Consider the following 21,240-nt stretch of genomic DNA (forward strand, 5'->3'; position numbering starts at 1 on the left):
CCCACCTCGCTTGCCAATCCTTTTTCATGTCTATGGACAAGTGCACCGACACATGCGCCGTCACAAGCAATTCGTCCACAAAATTGCTATCATGAAGCCAATGTGAATGGATGCGATCACGCCTCCTGCTTAAGGCGGGGGCTCCGTTGGAGGCATCGAAGATGGACGAATTTGCGCTCATTCGCGCGTTGCTAGAGCGCTTGCCTGTACCACGCCCCGATGTCGTTGTCGCGGCTGGCGACGACGCCGCGGTGGTGACGCCGCCAAGAGGTCAACTCGTGCTGACGACCGATGCACTGGTTGAAGGTGTTCACTTTTTGGAGTCGACCATAACTCGACACAATCTGGGCTACAAATCACTCGCCGTCTCCATCAGTGATATTGCTGCGATGGGCGGCGAACCGCTGTGGGCGACGGTGACGCTGGCGGTGTCGCCGAGCTGGCGTGAAGCGGAGTTGGCGGAGCTTTACGATGGGCTGGCAGAGGCTTGTTCCGAGTTTGGTTGTAGCGTCGTCGGCGGTGACGTCGTTTCGACGTCAGGACCTTTCACCGTTTCCATCGCGCTTGTCGGCAAGGCAGAGCGCCCCATCCTGCGCAGCGGCGCGAGACCTGGAGACATCCTGTTTGTCACCGGATGGCTCGGTGGATCAGCGGCTGGATTGGACGTGTTACAAGGGAAGTACAGTGCGTCACCGGTGACACAGGCGGCATTAGCACGCTGTCATCAGCGGCCGACTCCGCGTGTCGGTTTGGGCCTTGCAGCGGCGCGGGCAGGTGTTTCCGCCTTAAACGACGTAAGCGATGGTCTGGCGAGCGAGTTGAACGAAATCGCAACGGCGAGCGGCGTTCGCTGTGTGATTGCCGAGAATCAGCTGCCCATTCGACCAGAGGTCAAGGAGTATGCACGCTTTGCAGGCCGGCCGGCCGTCGACTATGCGTTGTACGGCGGCGAGGATTACGAACTCGTCGGCGCCGCCCCGCGCGAGGCGTTTGCGCGCTTGCTCGCAGCCGCAAATCTGTACAATGTGCCGGTGACAGCTATCGGGCGCTGTGAAGACGGAGATGGCGTTGTCATGCGGACAGCGAGTGGGCTGGAGGTCGTCGAAGCAAAGGGATACAACCACTTTACATCGCGATAGAAATGGAGATTTGGCATGCAGGAACAGTGGGAACAGGTCGCTCACACCCCCAGCGCGACCGATCAATTGGGCGAGCGTCTGGGACAGGTACTCAAGCCCGGGGACGTCGTGCTGTTAAGCGGCCCCGTCGGTGCAGGCAAGACGCGCTTTGCGAAGGCTGTCGCGCGCGGCGTCGGCGTCCGCAGCGAGGTGACGAGCCCAACATTCACCATTGTCGGCGAATACGAAGGCAGAGAGCCGTTCGTTCATATGGACTTATATCGACTGTACGACGATCCGGACGATCCGCTGGCGCAACTAAGCGAGGACATGCTTGTTGGCATTGGCTTTGACGATTATTTCGATGGTTCGCGCATCGTGCTGATTGAGTGGCCGCAGGGCGTGCGAAGGTGCTTGGATACATACTTGGACATCGTTATCGCGCCATTGGCAGGCGGTGAGCGGGTGTTTCGCGCGCAGGCGGTCGGCGCGAGCGCTTGTGCACGAATGAAGGAGTGGGTTGGCTGATGGGCGTGATCGCAATGGATACCGCGACCGATACGCTGGCTGTCGGCGCAGGTACAAGCGATGGCAGGCTGTTGAGCGGCGTCATCCAGCGCGTACCGCGGGGGCACTCGCGGTTGCTGCAGCCCTCCGTGCAGTTTGCCTTGGCGAGCGCCGGCCTCGCGATGAGGGACGTGGAGCGCATCGTGACGGGCGTCGGACCTGGCAGTTACACAGGTGTGCGCATGGCGGTGGCGACGGCGAAGGCGATGGGGCACGCCCTTCGGGTGCCAGTGGTTGCCGTGCCCACCGTCGACGCCATGGCACGCGCGGCAGTGCTCGCGGAGACTGCCAACGGCTTGCCGCACCGCATCGTGGTGATGTTGAATGCGCGTCGTGGCCGCGCGTTTGGCGCTTGTTATACACGTTCTGTCGACGAGCGCTTTGTGCGTGACTGCGACATTCAAGTTCTGCCCATTGCGTCATGGTTGCAGGTGGTGGGCGATGGCGAGGATGCGCTTATCGTCCACGACTTGCAAAGAGATTGGCCCATGCCGACGCATGTGGCGAGATCGCTCACATGGGGAGCGCTCTCAGGGCTGATGCCACAGGCGCTGCTCGAACTTGGCAAGTGCCCCGAATACGCCGTTTACACCGGCGATGGTCTACATGCATTGGCGCCGGTTTATGCTCTTCTTGTGGAAGCTGAAGCGAAGTGGCAAGCCGCGTCCGAGGGAGGTTCGACATGATGGAGCGACAGGATTGGCATCCCGAGCGACTGGTGATCCGACGCATGCTCTTGCGCGATCTCGATCAGGTATTGCGCGTGGAGCATCGCTCGTTCACCGCGCCTTGGTCGCGGCAGGCGTTCATCGGCGAATTGGTGGAGAATCGGCTGGCGCGCTATGTCGTCGCCGAGTACGACCAACGGATCGCCGGCTACGCCGGCTTTTGGATGATTATGGACGAAGGTCACATTACCAACATTGCGGTCGATCCTGATTTTCGCGGTCTGAAGTTGGGCGAGACGTTGTTAAAGACCCTGATGTCCATCTGCATGGCGGCTGGGGGCCGCAAGATGACACTCGAGGTGCGCGTGAGTAACGAGATCGCCAAAAATCTATATCGCAAGTATGGCTTTGAGCGGGTAGGCATACGCAAAGGGTACTACACCGACAACAACGAGGATGCCATCATCATGTGGGCCGATTTGCCACCACGCGTGACAGGGGACGGGGAGGTGCAGGGATGAACATCTTGGGAATTGAGACGAGTTGCGACGAGACGTCTGCCGCGATCGTACAAGATGGCACACACCTGCTGGCCCAGGTGACTGCCAGCCAGATCGACTTGCATGCGCGCTTTGGCGGTGTCGTACCTGAGGTAGCATCGCGACAGCATGTTGTGGATATCACGAGGGTCGTGGAACAAGTGTTTCTCGATGCGAACATGACGTGGTCGAATATTGACGCGATTGCGGTGACGTGTGGCCCTGGCCTGCTTGGGTCACTGCTGGTCGGCGTATCGGCGGCAAAGGGGTACGCCTTGGCAACTGGCAAGCCGCTTGTTGGGGTTCATCATATCGCCGGTCACGTGGCGGCAGCTATGCTGGCTTCAGATGGGGGCACTGGGGCGACGCCGCCGTTTTTGTGCCTTGTTGTTTCTGGCGGGCATACCGAGCTGTTGAGCGTCGATGCCGAATTTCGCTTTACCCGTCTTGGCGGGACGCGTGACGACGCGGCCGGAGAGGCCTATGACAAGGTGGCAAGGCTACTTGGGCTGGCGTACCCTGGCGGTCCTAAGGTCGACGATCTCGCCCATCGCGGGCGTCCGGATGCGTTTCTGTTTCCACGAGCTCTGCTGGAAGACGATAGCTTTGATTTTTCGTTCAGCGGGCTGAAGTCTGCGGTCAATAACGAGATCGTCAAGCGCAGGAATCGGGGGCAGGCTGTGTTGGTCGAAGACGTATGTGCGAGTTTCCAAGCTGCTGTGATCGAGGTCTTGGTCGAAAAGACGAAGCGCGCCGCCGTGCACACAGGGGCACGTACGATTGTGGTGGCTGGCGGTGTGGCGGCCAATCGGGGCCTGCGCGAAGCGATGTCTCAGTTGGCGAAAGAGCTCTCAATAAGCGCAATGTTTCCACCGATTGAACTGTGTACCGACAACGCGGCGATGATTGCGGCGGCGGCTTACCCGCGAGCAAAACAAGGGCGTTGGAGTCCATTGTCGCTTAACGCGTACGCCCAACTGTCACTTGTGGATTGGCAGGATGGAAACTGGCCAGATGTCGTACAGATTGTCCCTAACCTGTGAATAACCCTATGTCTCATTCTTGTGGAACATGTGGAAAAGTGTCGAAAAGGCTCGAAATACAGGTTGTTAGGCCTGTGGATAAGTCGGTGGACAATGTGGATAAACTGAAAATTCCCGTGTTTCACTTTCTGAAGGAGCAGCATAACGGAAAGGATCATCTTATATGCCATACTTCATAGACGAGTCATCGGAGCTATGGTAATTTGAGTCCAAACGTCGGGGAACCACACCTTGATGTTCATTCGAGCAGTCATTCCTGGGAATGGTGGTCGCGGGGAGGGGCACCGATGCACGAGGATACGTGGGTTAAAATATTTACCGCGGTTTTGGACGAAAAGCTAGAGCTTCAAACCATCTCGTTCTCGAGGATGTTAGAGACTCGTATCAATGAGATGTCGGCGCACATCGACGAATTGTCCACACGGCTGGACGAACGTACGGATGTGCTTGGTGCACGCATCGATGAATTGTTCACACGGTTGGATGAGCGCACATAGGGGCTTCGCTGGTGCATCGACGAGTTGTCGACGCGGCTGGATGAGCGCATAGAGGTGCTTGGCGCGCGCATCGACGAATTGCCCGCATGGCTGGATACGGATATACACAAGCTGGCTGTCGAGATTCGCAGTCTCGGCATCAGGGTGACACGGCTTGAGCACCACATTACGGACATGCACAATGAGGTCAATAGCATAGAAAAGCATCTTGACGCGATTGGCGAGAATCTACGGTTACTCGTAGAACAGTCCTCGTCTGAACTCGGTAACTTCGCTTTGAAATCCTGAAAGTTCATGCGCTTATTGGAGCCGAAAAAAGAGGGGCTGTCCCACCCCCATCTTACAATTGGTTTTGGGACAGCCCTCGTATGCTCGATAAGATCAATCGGATTCAGATTGCAGCATCTCTAGTTGCAATGAGGCTTGCTCCCATTTCTCCAGGGCTTGATGACAAGCTTGTTCGACATGTTCGCGTTCCTCTTCCAGGGCTCGAATTCGGTCGATGTCCTGCTTTGCGGCCGCTTCGCTTTGCTCCATACCAATGGCGGTCAATCTTGCTTCCAGTTCGGCAGTTGTGCGCTCCCATTTTTCAATTTCGTCCTGTAGCTTGCGCACGTCACTGGAGCGAATGCGGCGCCGCGTGGATTGACTCGTTGTCGCATCGACAGTTACAGGATGACGAGTGTGCTCTTTCGCATTCTGCACACTTTGTTCGATACTTGCTATACGCTCGTTTTCAGCAACCTTTTCACGGTAGTCGGTGTAGTTGCCGAGGTATTTGACCAAGCCATCCGGCTTTAGAACGGCGATGTGGGTTGCAATCGCGTCAATAAAATAACGGTCATGTGACACGAAAAGCAGCGTGCCGCTATAATCGGTGAGAGCTTGCTCCAATGCCTCCTTGCTCGGAATGTCCAGGTGATTGGTAGGCTCGTCCATCACCAACACATTCGCCTGCCGTAGCATGAGGCGACATAGATTTAAACGGCTGCGTTCGCCACCGCTCAGTCCCGAGACGGGCTTCACGACATCTTCGCCACGAAACAGAAATTGTGCAAGGGCCTTGCGGATGGACGTTTCGTCCAAATCCAAGCGCTCGTCCCAGACTTGGTCGATCACGCTCTTCGTGTCGTCCAGGTCAGATTGTTCTTGGTCGTAATAGCCAACTTCGACGTGTTGCCCCCATTCGATCCGCCCGGTTTCCGCTGGCAAAAGCCCAACGACCGTCTTGAGTAGCGTCGATTTCCCGGCGCCATTTGGCCCTAGGATCGCCAGGCGCATACCGCGTTCCAGGTGAAATGAGATGTTTCGGGCCACCACGTGATGCGGGTAGCCAATGGTGAGATCGGACACTTGCAGCACGTCACGGCCAGACGGGCGGCGCGGTTCGAATTCAACTCGTACGCTTGGACTGTCGCCACGGGGGCGTTCCACCCGCTCCATGCGCTCGAGCATCTTACGTCGACTTTGGGCCCGTTTGGTCGTCGAGGCGCGCGCGATGTTCTTTTGGACAAACGATTCGAGCCTGGCAATTTCCTCTTGCTGTTGTTCGTACAGCTTCGCCTGCTGTTCCCGCTCCTGTTGTGACTGCAGGACATAGGCAGCATAGTTGCCTGGGTAGTGGCGGGTGATGCCACCTTCGAGCGCGATTGTCTGGGTCGTAACCTCATCGAGAAAGTACCTATCATGCGAGACGACGAGCAGACTACCCTCGTCGTGTTTAAGATAGCCTTCCAACCAGGCGAGCGTGTCCGTGTCGAGATAGTTGGTTGGTTCGTCGAGGACGAGCAAATCCGGTTGCTGTACGAGTAGGCGCGCAAGCGCCAACCGGGTGCGCTGACCACCGCTTAGTGTCGATATGGGCAAGGGTTGCATCTCGGCAGTAAACTGTAGGCCCGCGAGCACGCGGCGCACATTGGTTTGCCAAGCATAGCCGCCGGCTTGTTCGAATTGATGGGCCGCCCGCTCGTAGGTTTGCGTGATGTCGGCAAATCGCTGCTCATTCGTGTAAACGTTGGGATCCGCCATCTTTGTCTCGAGTTCTCGCAGTTTGGCCTCCATTAGCTGCAAAGGTTTCTGCGCTTCGGCCACAAACTGGTAAACTGTCGTGGCTGCATCGGGTTGCACGTACTGCGATACATACCCCATTTGCAGGCCATCGCGTTTCGCGATGGTGCCCCCATCTGGTTGTTCTTCACCGGTGATGAGCTTAAGCAACGTCGTTTTGCCAGCTCCGTTGCCCCCGACCAATCCCACTTTATCGCCAGCGCGAATGATGACGGAAGCGTCGATTAACACTTCAACGCCGTCATAGCTCTTTTTCAGATGGCTTGCCTGTAAAACAATCATATGTGTTCTCCTTTGTCCATACACTCTAGCAACGTCCCTGACATATTGCGCAAGGAGGACTCTTCATGCCTACTCCGACGTTTCCGCTGCCAGAGGGATTCGGGTGGCAGTACCACCTGATCCGGTGGATTCAATCATTTCATACGCCGTGGCTGGACAAACTGGCTGTTGGGCTGTCGTTCCTCGGCACCGAATCGGTATATCTACTCATACTTCCAATCTTATTTCTAGCCGTCAATCGCACATTGGGCATGCGCTTGGCCTATGTGTTTCTTACCAGTATGTATACCAACGCTTGGCTTAAATCGGTGTTCCACATTGCTCGGCCACTTGGTGTACCAGGTATTCGTTCCGGTTATATCAGTTCGGCCACCGGTTTGTCGATGCCGAGCGGACACGCGCAAGGTACGATGACGTTCTTTGCCGGGATCGCCAAGTGGTTTCGCCGTCGCTACATCATGTGGATCGGCATCATTTTGGTCGCGGCCATCGGCATTTCACGCATCTACTTAGGACTTCATTGGCCACTTGACGTCGTTGTCGGTTGGGGTATTGGACTTCTTATCGGGATTTGTGGTTGGCAATTTGGGCGCTGGTGGACGTATCGGCAAGTTCCATTTCCCATTGCACTCGCGTTTGCCATCCTATTTCCTGCGTTGCTGTTGGCTGTCGATCACCATGGCGATGCCGGTGTCTATGCGGCATTTCTTATGGCTATCGGCGCGGGAGCTGCCATTGAGCGCCAGTTTTTACACACCGATATACAATCGGAGTTGTGGAAGCGAATTTGTGTTGCAATCATCGCGTTGGCGGGTATTGTTGCGATACAATGGGCAGTACAAGCACATTTGGAGCAACCGCTTTGGCAGTACGTGCGCGTCGTGCTGGTCGCCGTCTGGACAACGCTTGGTGCGCCGTGGTTGTTTTGGAAGCTCGACTTGTATCGGCAGGAGGACGCTCGCGACATTGTCAGGTGATAAGACAGCTTTACGAAAATCATTTCGCCGTGCGCGCCTCGCCATTGCCGGGGAGGAACGAACGCGCAAAGAGCGCGAGGCAGCGTTGTTCGCCGTGGCCTTGGCTGAGCGCGAAGCAGAAGGGCGAGGACGCGTGATTGCCATGTATGCAGCGACATCCGGTGAGCTTAATTTAGCGGATGCACATACACGCCTATCGGCTAAAGGCTACTGCTTGGTCTATCCGCGCGTCCGCGAAGATGGTGACATGGCATTTTCTGTTGTACGTACGCTGGACGATCTCGTGCCTGGCCGCTATGGCATTCTCGCTCCGCGGGACGACGCGCCGATGGTGCCGCGCGAGGAAATTATCCTAGCCTTTGTGCCGGGTCTCGCGTTTGCCAAAGATGGCGTTCGTCTCGGCTACGGCGGTGGCTATTATGATCGGTATTTCGCGGACGCGGAACAGCGATTTCCTGTGCGCGTCGGCGTTTGTTTTTCCGAACAATTCGTCGATTGTTTGCCTTTTGATCCGCACGATGTCCGCATGCACGCAGTCTTGACGGACGGAGGTGTGTTCGACTGCGGGAGGAGCACGCTGTAATCGTCTTGGCCGGTGGGCAGAGCAGGCGCATGGCTGAATACGGGAACAAGCTGCTGCTCGCCCGTGACAGTTCCGGATTGCCAGTCTTGGCACACGTGATCCGCTCTGCGCTCGCCGTGTCGGACACCGTGATCGTCAGCCATAACGAGACTGACTTGTGCGCAACCATCGCGCCGTGGTTGCCAAGACGGGTGGAGTGGCGGCCTGATCCGGTGCCTTGGCAGGGACCGTTGCAGGCGTTGGGAGCGATTTTTTCCACGTGGCCCCATCCGATGGCTACGTTTCATTTGATCGCGGGCGATTTGCCGGGCATCACCCCGCAGGTTCTGGCAACGCTGCTCGAGCGCTTACGGCATTCGGATGCTGACGGCGTCGCCGCGATGCGCGAGGGGCGGCTGCAGCCACTGTGTGCAGCTTATCGGCAACATGTTGCGACCGCGTTCATAGAGGCGGCGCGGCGCGGCGAGCGTCGGCTGTTGCCAGGGCTTGTTGGACTATCGCTCGCGGGACTCGAATTTTCTCATCAACCCTGGGCCGTACGTCCGGTTCACACGCCGGACGATTACAAAGCCTGGTTGGCGGAAGGGGGATGCACATGAAACGGCGCGAGGTGCCTGTGGAGAATGCAGTTGGCATGCAATTGGCGCACGACATGACGAGAATCGTCCCTGGGGAGTTTAAAGGACGTCAATTTCGGCGTGGGCATATCATTCGGGAAGAGGACATCCCGGTCCTGCTCGACATGGGGAAGCGACACATTTACATTCTGGAACTAGATGACGGGGAGTTGCACGAGGACGACGCCGCTATCCGCATGGCTAGGGCGATCGCAGGAAGGGGCGTGCGCCTTTCCGACGTCGAAGAGGGCAAGGTCGTACTCAAGGCAGACCGAGAGGGCATGTTGTGGGTCGATGCCAGGCGAGTAACGGCGATGAACAGCATTGACGAGATTGCCATCGCAACACGCTTGCCCTTTCAACATGTCACAGCAGGGACAAGCCTGGCCAGCGTACGGCCCATCCCGCTCGTCATCGCGGAGGAAAAGGTGCGCGCGGTCGAAGTGATCGCGCGTGGGGCACACCGACGTAGCATCGTCGATGTGCTGCCGTATCGCCCGCAGAAGGTGCATCTGGTCACCACCGGGAGCGAGATTTTAAGCGGCCGGATCGAAGACCGATTTGGCCCGGTGCTGCGCGAAAAGTTGGCCGCATACGGCATTCGCGACGTCGAGCAGACGCTGGTCGGGGACGATCCGGACGCCATTGCCGGTGAGATTGCGCGCGTGGTCGCAGATGGAGCCACGCTCGTGCTCGTCACGGGGGGCATGTCGGTCGACCCAGATGACCGTTCGCCGGCAGCCATTCGCCGTGCTGCCACGGAGGTGGTGACGCACGGTACACCGATGATTCCGGGCTCTATGATGATGCTTGCATATCGCGGACACGCGGCCATCTTTGGGCTCCCTGGCGCCGTCATTCACGATCCGATAACCGCATTCGATAAGTTGCTTCCCCGCGTCTTGGCCGGTTTGCGGGTGCGTCGACGCGACATTGCCGTACTCGGGATCGGCGGGTGGCTCAATGCCTAAGTCGCCGCCATCCGCCGCCTTTAGTCGCGAAAAGCGCCCGCAGATGATTGGCATCGTTGGCTTTCAGGACGCGGGGAAAACGGTGGCTGCCGAGAGCTTGATTCGCGAGGCGAAGCGGCGTGGACTCGAGGTTGCCTATATTAAGCACGATGGGCATGCGGATCAAGTGGATTGGCCAGACTGGGAGAAGTCAGATGCCGATACGGTGCGTGCAGCCCATGCAGGGGCGCGTTGGACGCTTGTAGCCAGTGCACGTGGATGGCTCGTGCACGACTGGCAGGCGCAGTGTTCGAGCCTCGAATTGTGGCTTGCACGGTTGCATGCCGTTGCAGGGGAGCAGGCGCCTGACATCGCGATCGTCGAAGGGGTCAAGGGCAGTTGGTTGCCGAAGGTGGCTGTCGTTGCTTCCGAAGCGGAATGGGACAAGCTCATGGCGGCAGGCGCGGCAAACCTGGTTGCTGCCATTGCGCCTAAGGGGTGTCGGCTGCCGGTGCCTGTGTTTGCGGCGGAGGATGCGGCTCGATTGCTAGCTTTTCTGCTGGCTGACGACTTCTAACAAGGATCTCGAAAATCTTTATGGAGACGGTTGCACTCTCTGAAGCGAGAGATTATTATAGTCCTTGGTGTTAGCACTCACTGAACGAGAGTGCTAACAAAAGAAGACACTCAAATCCAACAGGGAGGTTGTTCACATGCTGAAGCCGCTCGCTGATCGCGTTGTGGTGCGTCCAGTTGAACGTGAAGAGAAAACCGCAAGTGGCATTTTCCTTCCGGACAATGCGAAGGAGAAACCGCAAGAGGGCGAGGTTATCGCTGTCGGCCCGGGCAAGTTCGAAGATGGGAAGCGTCAGGATCTCGAGGTCAAAGTCGGAGATCGCGTGATTTTCTCGAAGTATGCTGGTACGGAAATCAAAGTGAACAACGAAGAAGTGTTGATTCTGCGCGAAAGCGACATCTTGGCGATCGTCGAGAAGTAAGTCGCCTACATAAAACGTCAGGGAGGTATACAGGATGGCAAAGGAAATTCGCTTTGGTGAAGAAGCTCGCCGTGCGATGCTGCGCGGTGTCGATGCGCTCGCTGATGCGGTGAAAGTGACACTCGGTCCCAAGGGCCGTAACGTCGTTCTGGAAAAGAAATTCGGATCGCCCCTGATCACCAACGACGGTGTCACCATTGCAAAAGAGATTGAGTTGGAAGACGCGTATGAGAACATGGGCGCTCAGCTCGTCAAAGAAGTTGCGACGAAGACGAACGACGTTGCTGGTGATGGTACGACGACGGCAACGGTTCTCGCGCAAGCGATGATCCGCGAGGGCCTGAAGAACGTTGCGGCTGGCGCAAATCCGATGGTTTTGCGGCGCGGCATCGAAAAGGCTGTGGCGGCTGCTGTCGACGAGATCAAGAAGATTTCGAAGCCGGTCGAGGGTCGCGAGAACATTGCGCAGGTCGCTGCCATTTCGGCTGGTGCGGAAGAGATTGGTCTACTCATCGCCGATGCCATGGAGAAAGTGGGCAACGATGGCGTGATCACGGTCGAAGAGTCGAAAGGCTTTACCACTGAACTCGAAGTGGTAGAAGGTATGCAGTTTGACCGTGGCTACATCTCGCCGTACATGGTCACCGACACCGACAAGATGGAGGCTGTCTTGGACGAGCCATTCATCTTGATCACCGATAAGAAGGTCAGCAACATCCAAGAGATTTTGCCAGTGCTTGAGCGCGTCGTCCAATCTGGCCGTCCGTTGTTGTTGATTGCGGAAGACGTCGAAGGCGAAGCACTCGCAACCCTCGTCGTCAACAAGATCCGCGGCACGTTCAACGCTGTTGCCGTGAAGGCGCCAGGTTTTGGCGATCGCCGCAAGGCTATGTTGCAGGACATCGCGGCTCTGACTGGCGGTCAGGTCATCAGCGAGGAACTCGGCCTTGAGTTGAAAAACACGGGCATCGAGCAACTCGGTCGTGCGCGCCAAGTTCGCGTCAGCAAAGAGAACACCATCATTGTTGACGGTGCTGGCGACAAGTCCGACATCCAAGCTCGTATCAACCAAATTAAGAATCAGATCGAAGAGACGACCTCTGATTTCGACCGCGAGAAGTTGCAAGAGCGGCTCGCAAAATTGTCTGGCGGCGTCGCCGTGATCAAGGTTGGTGCAGCGACGGAGACGGAGTTGAAGGAGAAGAAGCTCCGCATTGAAGACGCGCTCAACTCGACCCGTGCAGCTGTCGAAGAAGGTATTGTTCCTGGCGGTGGCACGGCGCTTGTCAACGTCATCAAGGCGCTTGACAGTGTCAAGGCTGAAGGCGACGAGCTGACGGGTGTCAACTTGGTTCGTAAGGCGCTGGAGGCTCCGGTTCGCCAAATCGCTGAGAACGCTGGCGTTGAGGGTTCCATCATCGTCGATCGCCTGAAGAAAGAAGCCGTTGGCTTCGGTTACAACGCAGCTACCGACGAGTGGACGGATATGCTGAAAGCTGGTATTGTCGACCCGGCGAAGGTTACGCGCTCCGCTTTGCAAAATGCAGCGAGCGTCGCGGCTTCGTTCCTCACGACGGAAGCTGCGGTTGCAGACAAGCCGGAAAAGGAAAAGGCTCCTGCACCTGGCATGGGCGGCATGGACGGTATGATGTAATCTCCCGACGAAACGATTCGTTCGGAACGATAAGGCTGCTGGTTGCACTCTGTGGGCAACCAGCAGCCTTGTTTGTCCGGTTAACACTCTTGCCCTTTCCCCTTTTTACTCCTAACTTCACTTTTGTAAGTTGCAACAAATTGTTCACGAAATATGCTTGCGCGATCGATGCACAAATGATAGCCTATAAGTAATCATTTCGTGCCTGGAAGAATGCATATCCTCGCGTTCACAGAAGGTACGAATCTCCTCTATATCACTGCCTAAAGCTGCTTTTCGTCTTTTGATCACAACGTAAGCTCCAACTGGCGACGTATAGTTCCAAAGCTGCGATTGCAATGGAGCGTCCATTTTAAAGGGGGAAACAACTACATATGCGTTCTGCATCAGAACAGACTGGCGTGCGCGTCGTGCCTGTGTTTGGCGTCATGCTCGCTGGCGCGTTCGTCGCGTTCCTCAACCAGACGTTGATCAACGTCGCTCTGCCGCAAATTATGGATCGCATGCATATTTCGGCGACGACCGGTGACTGGTTGACAACGATTTACCTGCTTGTCAATGGCATTGTCATTCCGATTACGGCTTATCTCATTGCCCGCTTCACCACGAGACAGTTGTACATTACAGCGATGTCCCTGTTCTTCATCGGGACCGTCATCTGCGGGCTTAGCCCCAGCTTTGGCATCATGCTCGTTGGCCGCGTCGTGCAGGCCGCGGGGGCGGGGGTACTCATGCCCGTCATGATGAACGCAGTCTTCCGGCTGTTCCCTCCTGAACGGCGGGGAATGGCGATGGGCATCTTCGGTATTGCGCTCAACTTTGCACCTGCCATTGGACCTACGCTATCTGGCTGGATTGTGCAAAACGGGTCTTGGCGTACGTTGTTTTACATTATCATGCCGATCGCGTTTGTCGATTTGATCCTGGCCATCTTTCTCATGCGCAATGTCACGACCACGAGTCGGCCTAAGTTTGACGGCCTAGGCGCAGCTTTATCGACGATTGGCTTTGGTGGTCTGTTATACGGCTTCAGCGAGGCCGGTTCGGTCGGCTGGGGTGGCGTTGACGTCATCGTCAGCCTGGCGGTAGGCGCCGCGAGTCTTGTGGCTCTGGTATTCTGGCAATTGGCCACCCGCGAGCCGATTCTCGAATTTCGGATATTCCGCTATCCCATGTACACCTTGACGACCATCATCAACGTGATCGTCTCCGTTGCGCTCTTTGCAGGCGTCATTCTGATGCCGATGTACATGCAGAACGTCCGCGGCTTTTCGCCGCTGTTGTCGGGACTCATGCTTTTGCCAGGGGGCATCTTGATGGGCATTATGTCGCCCGTCACCGGCAAACTGTTTGATCTTATGGGCGCGCGTTGGCTCGCCGTCATCGGTCTGGCGATTACGGCCGCAACCACGTACTGCCTGACGCGCTTGGGGACAGACACGACGTTCCTCTACTGCACCGTGGTGTATACCTTGCGCATGTTCGGTATGTCGATTTTGATGATGCCTCTTATGACTGCAGGGTTAAACGAGTTGCCTTTGCGCCTGAATCCGTTTGGCACGGCCATGCTCAACACGCTGCGCATGGTGGCAGGCGCGGTTGGTACGGCGCTGTTGGTGACGGTGATGACCGATCGCGCCAAGGTGCACGTGCAAAACATCATGCTTGCGCAACACATCGCGCCGACCGACAAACTGGCAGCGGCGCACGCGCTGGCGCAGGGAACCGTGATGGGGATCAACGATGCGTTCATGGTGGCAGTTGCAGCGTCCGTGGCAGCATTCATTATGGCCTTCTTTGTGCGTAGAACGTCGCCACAACCGGACTTTTTGGAAGAACGGCAGGAGCGGGCAAATCGCCACCCCGTCGACGCTTTGCAAGAATCCGAATTGGTGGTTGGAAAAGATTAAGTGTTTTCGATCGCGCTCGCGCTGCCGTCGCAGCAGGGCGCAAATAAAGACGGCTGCCCAATCGTCACGTCATTGACGATGGGCAGCCGTTTTTTGTTCAGCCGTGTCAGCAGCCACGGATGCGGCAATCGCCTTTTCCTCTTTCAGCCGCTCGCGCAAACGGCGCAACTCTTTTCGAAAGTATGGCGTCTGCTCGAAGGTGACACCGTATGACTTCAGCTCTAAAAGGCCTTTCAAGCGACGTTTCGCCGCTTTATACGCCGCACGCTTCTCTTCATATGCGCGATTGGGTTCCTCCTGAATCGCAATCGCGTCCATGACGGTTGTGAAACAGAGTCTGGCCTGCGTGACAAATTCAGTTTGGCATACGATACAAAACTGCAATTCAGACGGCATTTTGCAGCGTTTACAGCGCTTTGCACTCTTCGGAAACGGATTTTTGCCGTAGCGAGGAGTAGGTCCCGAATCGGAAGTATAGAACTGCTTCCATTCCGCTTCCCAGCTCATAGTTTGCAAACCTCCGTCGGTGGATTACGAACAAATCGCATCCGGTGGTCGTTGTAACAAAGCAACAAATGCATGCTGGCATCGAAATGGCATGGCATTGGGCGATTTGAACAGACGCCGCAGGTACCACTCTGATCGTAACAAACTCGCAACCGATTTGCGAAGTATGATCCTGTAAAACGGTCCAATGTTCGCAAGTGACCAGCGGGACGCTGCCATGTTGCCAAGGAAGAGGTTCAACCAGATTACTCCTTCCGTCCTTGCCGTTTTCGCGAACCAGCTTGCCATGGACTGACGGGGTGAAGGTCCGCCAGAAAGCGCGTTCATCAAAGTATATGGCCCTTGTTCGCCCGCCTATGATTCGATTCGACACGTTGACCAGAGATCGCTGTTTAACAACGTAAGATTCGCACCTCACGTATTTTCCATGGCCTTACAGAATGAGTTTTGCTAGTATGGGAACAGAGATTTTCGGGAGACAGGAGATAGACCTGTGGAATTTTACAGGGAATGGATGGCAAATCGATGGCAGACAGAGTTTGAAAATATCCGCGAACAAATCGGAACGGTGGTTTTTGGGCCGAGATCCGTCGTGCGCTTGCTGCTGGTTGCCGTGATCGCGGGTGGCCATTGCCTGATTGAAGATGTGCCAGGAGTCGGTAAGACGACGCTCGTGCGCGCCTTGTCTATGGTACTTGGCTGTCAGTTGCAGCGCATACAGTTCACGCCCGATATGCTGCCATCCGACGTGATCGGCTTTTCCGTCTACGACAAGCATAAGGGTCACTTCGAATTTCGCCGTGGCCCTGTGTTTGGCCAGATGATTCTCGCCGACGAGATCAATCGGACGTCGCCCCGTACGCAATCCGCACTGTTGCAAGCCATGGAGGAACGGGTGGTGACCGTCGACGGCCAGACATACCAGTTGCCTTCACCGTTTATGGTGTTGGCGACAGAGAATCCAGTTGAATTTGAGGGGACGTTTCCGCTGCCGGAGGCGCAGCTCGACCGCTTCCTCTTTCGTCTCACTCTAGGATATCCCAGTGTCGACGACGAGGTTTTGATGCTGGCGAGCCACGGCGGGGCAGACCCGCTCGCGCAACTCACCCCATCGGCGAGCCCGGAGCGGATCCATGCGTGGCAACAAACGGCGGCAAACGTGCATGTCGATCCCGCTGTTCTTCACTACATCGCAGAGCTTTCGGCAGCTACCCGCCGCCATCCTGACCTCAACCTGGGGGCCAGTCCGCGCGCGAGTCTGGCCTTGTTGTGGGCTGCTAAAGCGAATGCCTATCTTTGTGGGCGCACGTATGTCGTACCCGACGATGTGCAATGGGTTGCACCGCACGTTTTTGGGCATCGTTTGCGGCTTACACCTGAAGCGCGTTTTGGCGGCGTACAAGTGGCGGATGTGATGGAACAAGTGATATCCGAGGTGTCTGTGCCACGCCTCGATGGTACCCGATGACGCAGCGCATCGATTGGCCCGTTAAGCTTGCTCTACTGGCCTGTATCGCGGTAGGCGTCAGTATCGTTGCATGGCTGCTTGGGCACGGTGCGGCGCTCTTTATCGCTGCGGCACTGTGGGCGCTCTGGTTTTACGAATGTCTGTTGGTCGCATCCGCTCTGCAGCCGTTGCGTGTACAGCGCACGTTGCCGATGCGGACGATGGCCAGTTCCGACATTTGTGTGCGCCTCGCTATCCAACGGCAAGGTTGGCTACCCATCATGTGGTTGCGTCCGCGCGACGATTGGGAAGGCGCGCTTGCGCTACATTCCCAACAAACACCCATTCGTTCGTTGATGCTCTGGCGGCGATCGGCTGTTTGGCAGTACACGCTACTGAACGTGCCACGCGGAGTGCATCGCGTCTCGGGCGTCAGCATCGAAATGGCGGATGCTTTTGGCTTTGTCAGTGTACGGCGGCGCTTGCCTCTGGTAGCCGAAGTCATCGTTCATCCCAAAGCTCTCGATCTGCCCGGGTGTCTGCCAATGCCGCGGCATGTGATGGCAGGTAGCCGTGGTTCCGGCTTGCGCCGCGCTGAATGGGGCGCGGTCGGCGGAATTGATCCCTATCGCGAGGGCGATCCACTGGCACGTGTACACTGGCCTGCTTCCCTGCGACAAGGCACATTGTATACGAAATCGTTCGATCCGCCGGCGGATCGAACCTGGCTGTTTGTGCCCTACTGGACAAGTGGGGAGGCGATGGAGGATGACGCGTCATTTGAGTTGGTCATGACGCTGACTGCGACGGCCTTGCGGGAAGCCGGTCGGATTGGAGCGCACGTCAGCTTGGCGTTGCCCAATCGGGTGGTCATGACACTTGGCCGTTACGACAGCGGCTTGGCAGGCGCGGATCCGGCCGTCGCGTTGCTCGATGCCCTCGCTCGTTGCACGCGACAGGATGAAGCCGTAGATCTGCAGGCCTTGTTGTCTCACGTGCCAGGTGAAAGTGCCTCTATTCTTCTGCTTGGCACCGCCATCGCAACAAGGCAAGCTGCATTGCTTGGCTCGTTTGCTGGGCGACTCCATCTGGCTGTGACAAGTGCAGCGCAAGGCAACCCGGATGTCCAGGCTGCCGTGGCTTGGCTTGCCGAGCGCGGGGCACAAGTGTGTTGGATACATGAGCCACGCGATTTGACGCTACTCGCAAAGGGGGATGCCCATGGTCACAGGGCGTGATCGATTGGCTACACGTGTCGTGTATGCGTGGCTCGCTGCCATCTGGTTGGCCGCGGCCGTTCTACCCATTGCGGGCGCGGGTGCGTTGCACGGCTTTCGATCCGTGCTCTGGCTACTGGCTGTGCTTGCTTCAGGCGCTTCGACGCCCTGGCGCGGTGTGCGAGTCAGCGTGTCGTTGCTCGCGCCATGCGCTTATGTTGCCTGGTATTGGCAGGACACGCACGTGGGATTTGTGCCAAGTACTGTGCATCTGGCCATCGTCATCGCCCGCGAGTTCAGCGAAGTGTTTCACCACGGAACACTGGCCGATCCGCTACAGACATGGCTCTTTGTCTGGCTGCTAACCGGCGCTTATTGGCTTGTTTCGTACGCCAGCCGCCGTACAGTGCTGTGGTTGTTTTATAACGCCATCGCGTGTGCGGGGCTGATTGCGTTGTCGAGCATGGCGCCGGTCAAGTCTTTGCAAGCCGCCGTCGCACTGCTTGCGGTTATGTTTTTTGCGCTGGCTGTGCACCGTGGCGGCTACAGGTGGGAGACGCGAGCACTCGCGCGTGTGGCGGCGACGGTGACGTCTATTCTGGCTGTCGCAGGAGGGCTTGTTGCTGTCTTTCCACACCGAACTTTCGCCGGTGCGCACGCGGGGCGCGGGGGGCAATCCATGGACACAAGCGGCTTGGTTACGGGGTATACGCTGAACGATGCCCAACTTGGTGGGTCGCTAAGCCAAAATTCACGACCGGTGTTGACGCTCACAGCACCGGAACCGACGTACCTGCGCGGCCAGACATTGGCGACCTATACCGGCCAGGGCTGGATTTCTGCGCCGTTGACGGATAGCCAAATGCAATCGGAGCAACTCGATCAGCTGATTGCAGACAACGGATTCACCGGTTTGCCGGCGCGATCGTTCGACGAGACGATCACGCTGTTGTCCCCAGTCGACACTTCGGATTTGCTGGCTGGCTACGAGGTGACGGACGTCATCCGATTGCCAGGGTTGTACGATGGCCGCTTTGCCTTGGACACGGTACAGGGCAATATTCAAGCGCCGCGCCTACGTCCAGGGCAGAGCTATGAGGTGGAAACGACCGTCCCGACAAATCCGTATCCCCTATTGGCCAGAATTCGCGAACCGTTTGCCGCCATGAAACGCGCCATCCCATTAGACGTGCAGGAAAACGACTTGCAACTACCTTCGACGCTGCCCAAATCGGTTGCAGCACTGGCACAGCGGACGGTCCAACGGGCGCATGCCACGACCGAATTCGAGATGGTCAAGAGTCTCATGTCGTATTTGCAGGCGCACGAAATGTATACCACGACCAATGTGCCGACACCTACCGATGGCCAGGATTATGTCGCTCAGTTTTTGTTTCAGTCACATCGTGGATACTGTGACAACTTTTCGAGTGCCTTGGCCGTCATGCTGCGCACGTTGGGTGTACCCACGCGTTGGGTGACGGGGTTTGCCGTTTCGCATGCCAATCAGGCAGGACCCGACACCTATGTAGTGACGGATGCTGACGCACATGCCTGGGTTGAGGTGTACTTTCCGGAGTACGGCTGGATTCCGTTTGATCCGACGCCGACTTTCCACATGCCGTTTGGCACAGGCGTCACGTCGCAGGGAGGATCGCCCGGGGATGGGAGCGGACAGCCATCGCCGACAGGTGAAGGGCATCCTTTCACACAGACGCATACGCAACAAACTCGGGACACCTTGTCGAAAACCGGTGAAATAACCCGCTTTCGTTGGACTGTATGGGCAGCCCTTAGTTTCGGCGTTATCTTCGCGCTATGCCTCTGTGCCATCGTCGTGCGCTACATAGTTCGCGCGAGGCGGCTTGAACGACTCTGGCGAACGGCACCCGAGCTAGCCTTGGCAAGCACGTGTAGGGAACTCTTGCAACGCTCTCTACCGCGTGTCGGTAAGTCCGCCACACTGCGCCAGCTATGGCCGTTGGCGCAAGCATCTGGTACGAGCCAAGAGGCATTTTTTGCTTGGCTGAATGAGGCCGAGGCCGTTTTGTATGGAGGGGCGTCGTTGGAAACAGGTGCGGAGTTGCGCTTGCGCGAGCCACTGGATCGATGGCGGCGGATGATAGGCAAGTCCACGACGTTTGTGGATTACGTGACAGATGCAGTCGTTTTGGGCATTGACCGGGCCAGGATCCAGCGTACAATCAAGGACGAATGAAGCTGTTTGGCTAGAATTGGAGGATGGAGCTATGGAATATGTGAAGCTTGGTAATACAGGCTTGGACGTCTCGCGCATTTGCCTCGGCTGCATGAGCTTTGGTAAGCCTGGACTCTGGCAACATCCTTGGGTACTTGATGAAGACGACGCTCGTCCCATCATCCGAAAGGCACTCGACTATGGCATCAATTTCTTTGACACGGCAAATGTCTATTCTGCTGGTACGAGTGAAGAGATAGTCGGGAAGATCCTAAAGGAATCTGTGCGGCGTGACGAAGTCGTGATCGCCACCAAGGTGTTTTTCCCCATGCACGAGGGCCCGAATGGGAAAGGGTTATCGCGCAAAGCGATCATGGCGGAAATCGATAACAGTCTAAAGCGACTGGGCACAGATTATGTGGACTTATATCAGATTCACCGTTGGGATTATACCACCCCCATTGAAGAGACGATGGAGGCTTTGCACGATGTTGTGAAGGCCGGCAAGGCGCGGTATATCGGTGCGTCCGCGATGTATGCGTGGCAGTTTCTGAAGGCGCTTACTGTGGCTGAAAAACACGGTTGGACGCGCTTTGTGTCCATGCAAAATCACTACAACTTGATTTACCGCGAGGAAGAGCGAGAAATGTTGCCGTTGTGTGCCGCGGAGAAGATTGCTGTCATTCCGTACAGCCCCTTGGCTTCTGGGCGATTGACGCGCGATAAAACCGAAACAACGGCGAGATCGCAAACGGATCAAGTCCAAAAGGCGAAATACGACCCGATGGCAGATGCGGATCAGAACATCATCGATCGCGTTGCCGAGTTGGCAGACAAGCATGGCGTACCGCGAGCGCAGCTGGCTTTGGCATGGCTGTTGCATAAGCAACCGGTCACGGCCCCGATTGTGGGCGCGACGAAGGAACGCCATCTTGACGACGCAGTGGCATCTCTGAGCGTGAAATTGTCTGACGAGGAAATTGCGTATCTCGAACAGCCATATGTACCGCACCCTGTGGTGGGGGCGCTCTAAAGTCGCCGGCGGCCGGGCCTTGTGCCTGGCTGCTGGGAGTGGCGTGGATTCCTCAAAATTCCATACGGCCACCCCAGAAAACATGGGCGGTGCCCTCAGCTACCAGTGGGTTTTGCGGTTTTTGCTAAGAAGACTAAGCTTTAAGCTATATGACGTTTCTCTCAATTAGCCTTCCTACTCGCAACATGCTCATGTTCACCATCTCCAATGACAACTTTCAGCAATTGACGACAAGCTAGTGAATCTATAGAATGATTGCGTGATTCCAGACTCGTATAATGCCAAGAATATGGCTTGGCAGTCTCTACGAGGCAACCGTAAATTGCCTGGCTACGAGGTCGGAGGTAAATTCGGATCACTGCGTCTTTC

The 21,240-nt window shown here is 56.8% G+C and carries 21 protein-coding genes and 1 riboswitch; of the genes, 19 read left to right on the plus strand and 2 right to left on the minus strand.

Going from position 1 to position 21,240, the window contains the following annotated elements:
* Nucleotides 1–161: 161 nt before the first annotated feature.
* From thiL to QMF38_RS11185, 7 genes are all read left to right on the plus strand, one after another.
* Nucleotides 162–1,139: a thiamine-phosphate kinase gene (gene thiL / locus QMF38_RS11155; RefSeq protein WP_058094271.1), complete on the plus strand. Its 978-nt coding sequence runs from the start codon at nucleotides 162–164 to the stop codon at nucleotides 1,137–1,139.
* 15 nt (nucleotides 1,140–1,154) lie between these two features.
* The gene (gene tsaE / locus QMF38_RS11160; RefSeq protein ID WP_058094270.1) at nucleotides 1,155–1,646 is read left to right on the plus strand and encodes a tRNA (adenosine(37)-N6)-threonylcarbamoyltransferase complex ATPase subunit type 1 TsaE; all 492 of its coding nucleotides are present in this window, start codon (nucleotides 1,155–1,157) and stop codon (nucleotides 1,644–1,646) included.
* A complete protein-coding gene (tsaB, locus tag QMF38_RS11165) occupies nucleotides 1,646–2,371 on the plus strand; it encodes a tRNA (adenosine(37)-N6)-threonylcarbamoyltransferase complex dimerization subunit type 1 TsaB (RefSeq protein ID WP_058094269.1) in 726 nt (241 codons plus the stop codon). The genes tsaE and tsaB overlap by 1 nt, the downstream gene beginning before the upstream one ends.
* A complete protein-coding gene (gene rimI / locus QMF38_RS11170) occupies nucleotides 2,368–2,874 on the plus strand; it encodes a ribosomal protein S18-alanine N-acetyltransferase (protein WP_006447852.1) in 507 nt (168 codons plus the stop codon). Before tsaB ends, rimI begins: the two co-directional genes overlap by 4 nt.
* The gene (gene tsaD, locus QMF38_RS11175; RefSeq protein WP_058094268.1) at nucleotides 2,871–3,935 is read left to right on the plus strand and encodes a tRNA (adenosine(37)-N6)-threonylcarbamoyltransferase complex transferase subunit TsaD; all 1,065 of its coding nucleotides are present in this window, start codon (nucleotides 2,871–2,873) and stop codon (nucleotides 3,933–3,935) included. The genes rimI and tsaD overlap by 4 nt, the downstream gene beginning before the upstream one ends.
* A gap of 287 nt (nucleotides 3,936–4,222) precedes the next feature.
* Nucleotides 4,223–4,432, plus strand: coding sequence for a hypothetical protein (locus QMF38_RS11180; RefSeq protein ID WP_058094267.1), 210 nt, complete (start codon nucleotides 4,223–4,225; stop codon nucleotides 4,430–4,432).
* 24 nt (nucleotides 4,433–4,456) lie between these two features.
* The gene (locus QMF38_RS11185; RefSeq protein WP_157057189.1) at nucleotides 4,457–4,720 is read left to right on the plus strand and encodes a hypothetical protein; all 264 of its coding nucleotides are present in this window, start codon (nucleotides 4,457–4,459) and stop codon (nucleotides 4,718–4,720) included.
* Nucleotides 4,721–4,813: 93 nt separating this feature from the next.
* On the opposite strand, the gene QMF38_RS11190 is transcribed toward QMF38_RS11185, so the two are convergent.
* A complete protein-coding gene (locus QMF38_RS11190) occupies nucleotides 4,814–6,781 on the minus strand; it encodes an ABC-F family ATP-binding cassette domain-containing protein (RefSeq protein ID WP_281759466.1) in 1,968 nt (655 codons plus the stop codon).
* A gap of 65 nt (nucleotides 6,782–6,846) precedes the next feature.
* Here QMF38_RS11190 and QMF38_RS11195 point away from each other — a divergent pair, with 65 nt between their 5' ends.
* The 8 genes from QMF38_RS11195 (at nucleotide 6,847) to QMF38_RS11230 (ending at nucleotide 14,470) form a co-directional block, all read left to right on the plus strand.
* A complete protein-coding gene (locus tag QMF38_RS11195) occupies nucleotides 6,847–7,758 on the plus strand; it encodes a phosphatase PAP2 family protein (RefSeq protein WP_058094265.1) in 912 nt (303 codons plus the stop codon).
* Nucleotides 7,748–8,341, plus strand: coding sequence for a 5-formyltetrahydrofolate cyclo-ligase (locus QMF38_RS11200; RefSeq protein WP_058094264.1), 594 nt, complete (start codon nucleotides 7,748–7,750; stop codon nucleotides 8,339–8,341). Before QMF38_RS11195 ends, QMF38_RS11200 begins: the two co-directional genes overlap by 11 nt.
* Nucleotides 8,342–8,370: 29 nt before the next feature.
* Nucleotides 8,371–8,940, plus strand: a complete 570-nt coding sequence (mobA, locus tag QMF38_RS11205; protein ID WP_157057188.1) for a molybdenum cofactor guanylyltransferase — start codon at nucleotides 8,371–8,373, stop codon at nucleotides 8,938–8,940.
* Nucleotides 8,937–9,929: a molybdopterin-binding protein gene (locus QMF38_RS11210; protein WP_058094262.1), complete on the plus strand. Its 993-nt coding sequence runs from the start codon at nucleotides 8,937–8,939 to the stop codon at nucleotides 9,927–9,929. The genes mobA and QMF38_RS11210 overlap by 4 nt, the downstream gene beginning before the upstream one ends.
* Nucleotides 9,922–10,485, plus strand: coding sequence for a molybdopterin-guanine dinucleotide biosynthesis protein B (mobB, locus tag QMF38_RS11215; protein ID WP_058094261.1), 564 nt, complete (start codon nucleotides 9,922–9,924; stop codon nucleotides 10,483–10,485). The genes QMF38_RS11210 and mobB overlap by 8 nt, the downstream gene beginning before the upstream one ends.
* Before the next feature lie 136 nt (nucleotides 10,486–10,621).
* Complete coding sequence (gene groES, locus QMF38_RS11220) at nucleotides 10,622–10,906, plus strand: co-chaperone GroES (RefSeq protein WP_058094260.1); 285 nt, start codon at nucleotides 10,622–10,624, stop codon at nucleotides 10,904–10,906.
* Nucleotides 10,907–10,940: 34 nt separating this feature from the next.
* Nucleotides 10,941–12,560, plus strand: coding sequence for a chaperonin GroEL (gene groL, locus QMF38_RS11225; RefSeq protein ID WP_006447862.1), 1,620 nt, complete (start codon nucleotides 10,941–10,943; stop codon nucleotides 12,558–12,560).
* 374 nt (nucleotides 12,561–12,934) lie between these two features.
* Nucleotides 12,935–14,470 (plus strand): DHA2 family efflux MFS transporter permease subunit, encoded by a 1,536-nt coding sequence (locus QMF38_RS11230; RefSeq protein ID WP_281759467.1) that lies wholly within the window; start codon nucleotides 12,935–12,937, stop codon nucleotides 14,468–14,470.
* Between the two features lie 69 nt (nucleotides 14,471–14,539).
* Here QMF38_RS11230 and QMF38_RS11235 read toward each other — a convergent pair whose 3' ends face one another.
* Nucleotides 14,540–14,977, minus strand: coding sequence for a hypothetical protein (locus tag QMF38_RS11235; RefSeq protein WP_058094257.1), 438 nt, complete (start codon nucleotides 14,975–14,977; stop codon nucleotides 14,540–14,542).
* A gap of 514 nt (nucleotides 14,978–15,491) precedes the next feature.
* Between QMF38_RS11235 and QMF38_RS11240 the strand changes: the two genes are divergently transcribed.
* The 4 genes from QMF38_RS11240 to QMF38_RS11255 are packed head-to-tail and all read left to right on the plus strand — an operon-like array spanning nucleotide 15,492 to nucleotide 20,871.
* The gene (locus QMF38_RS11240) at nucleotides 15,492–16,445 is read left to right on the plus strand and encodes an AAA family ATPase (RefSeq protein WP_390854531.1); all 954 of its coding nucleotides are present in this window, start codon (nucleotides 15,492–15,494) and stop codon (nucleotides 16,443–16,445) included.
* On the plus strand, nucleotides 16,442–17,662 hold the full coding sequence (locus tag QMF38_RS11245) for a DUF58 domain-containing protein (RefSeq protein ID WP_058094255.1): 1,221 nt from the start codon (nucleotides 16,442–16,444) through the stop codon (nucleotides 17,660–17,662). Before QMF38_RS11240 ends, QMF38_RS11245 begins: the two co-directional genes overlap by 4 nt.
* Nucleotides 17,646–19,859: a transglutaminase family protein gene (locus QMF38_RS11250; RefSeq protein WP_058094254.1), complete on the plus strand. Its 2,214-nt coding sequence runs from the start codon at nucleotides 17,646–17,648 to the stop codon at nucleotides 19,857–19,859. The genes QMF38_RS11245 and QMF38_RS11250 overlap by 17 nt, the downstream gene beginning before the upstream one ends.
* A 31-nt stretch (nucleotides 19,860–19,890) precedes the next feature.
* Nucleotides 19,891–20,871, plus strand: coding sequence for an aldo/keto reductase (locus QMF38_RS11255; protein ID WP_058094253.1), 981 nt, complete (start codon nucleotides 19,891–19,893; stop codon nucleotides 20,869–20,871).
* A gap of 251 nt (nucleotides 20,872–21,122) precedes the next feature.
* Nucleotides 21,123–21,224, plus strand: a riboswitch (purine riboswitch).
* Nucleotides 21,225–21,240 lie beyond the last annotated feature (16 nt).

Source organism: Alicyclobacillus hesperidum subsp. aegles (assembly GCF_027923525.1).
In the GTDB taxonomy this organism is placed as follows: domain Bacteria; phylum Bacillota; class Bacilli; order Alicyclobacillales; family Alicyclobacillaceae; genus Alicyclobacillus; species Alicyclobacillus aegles.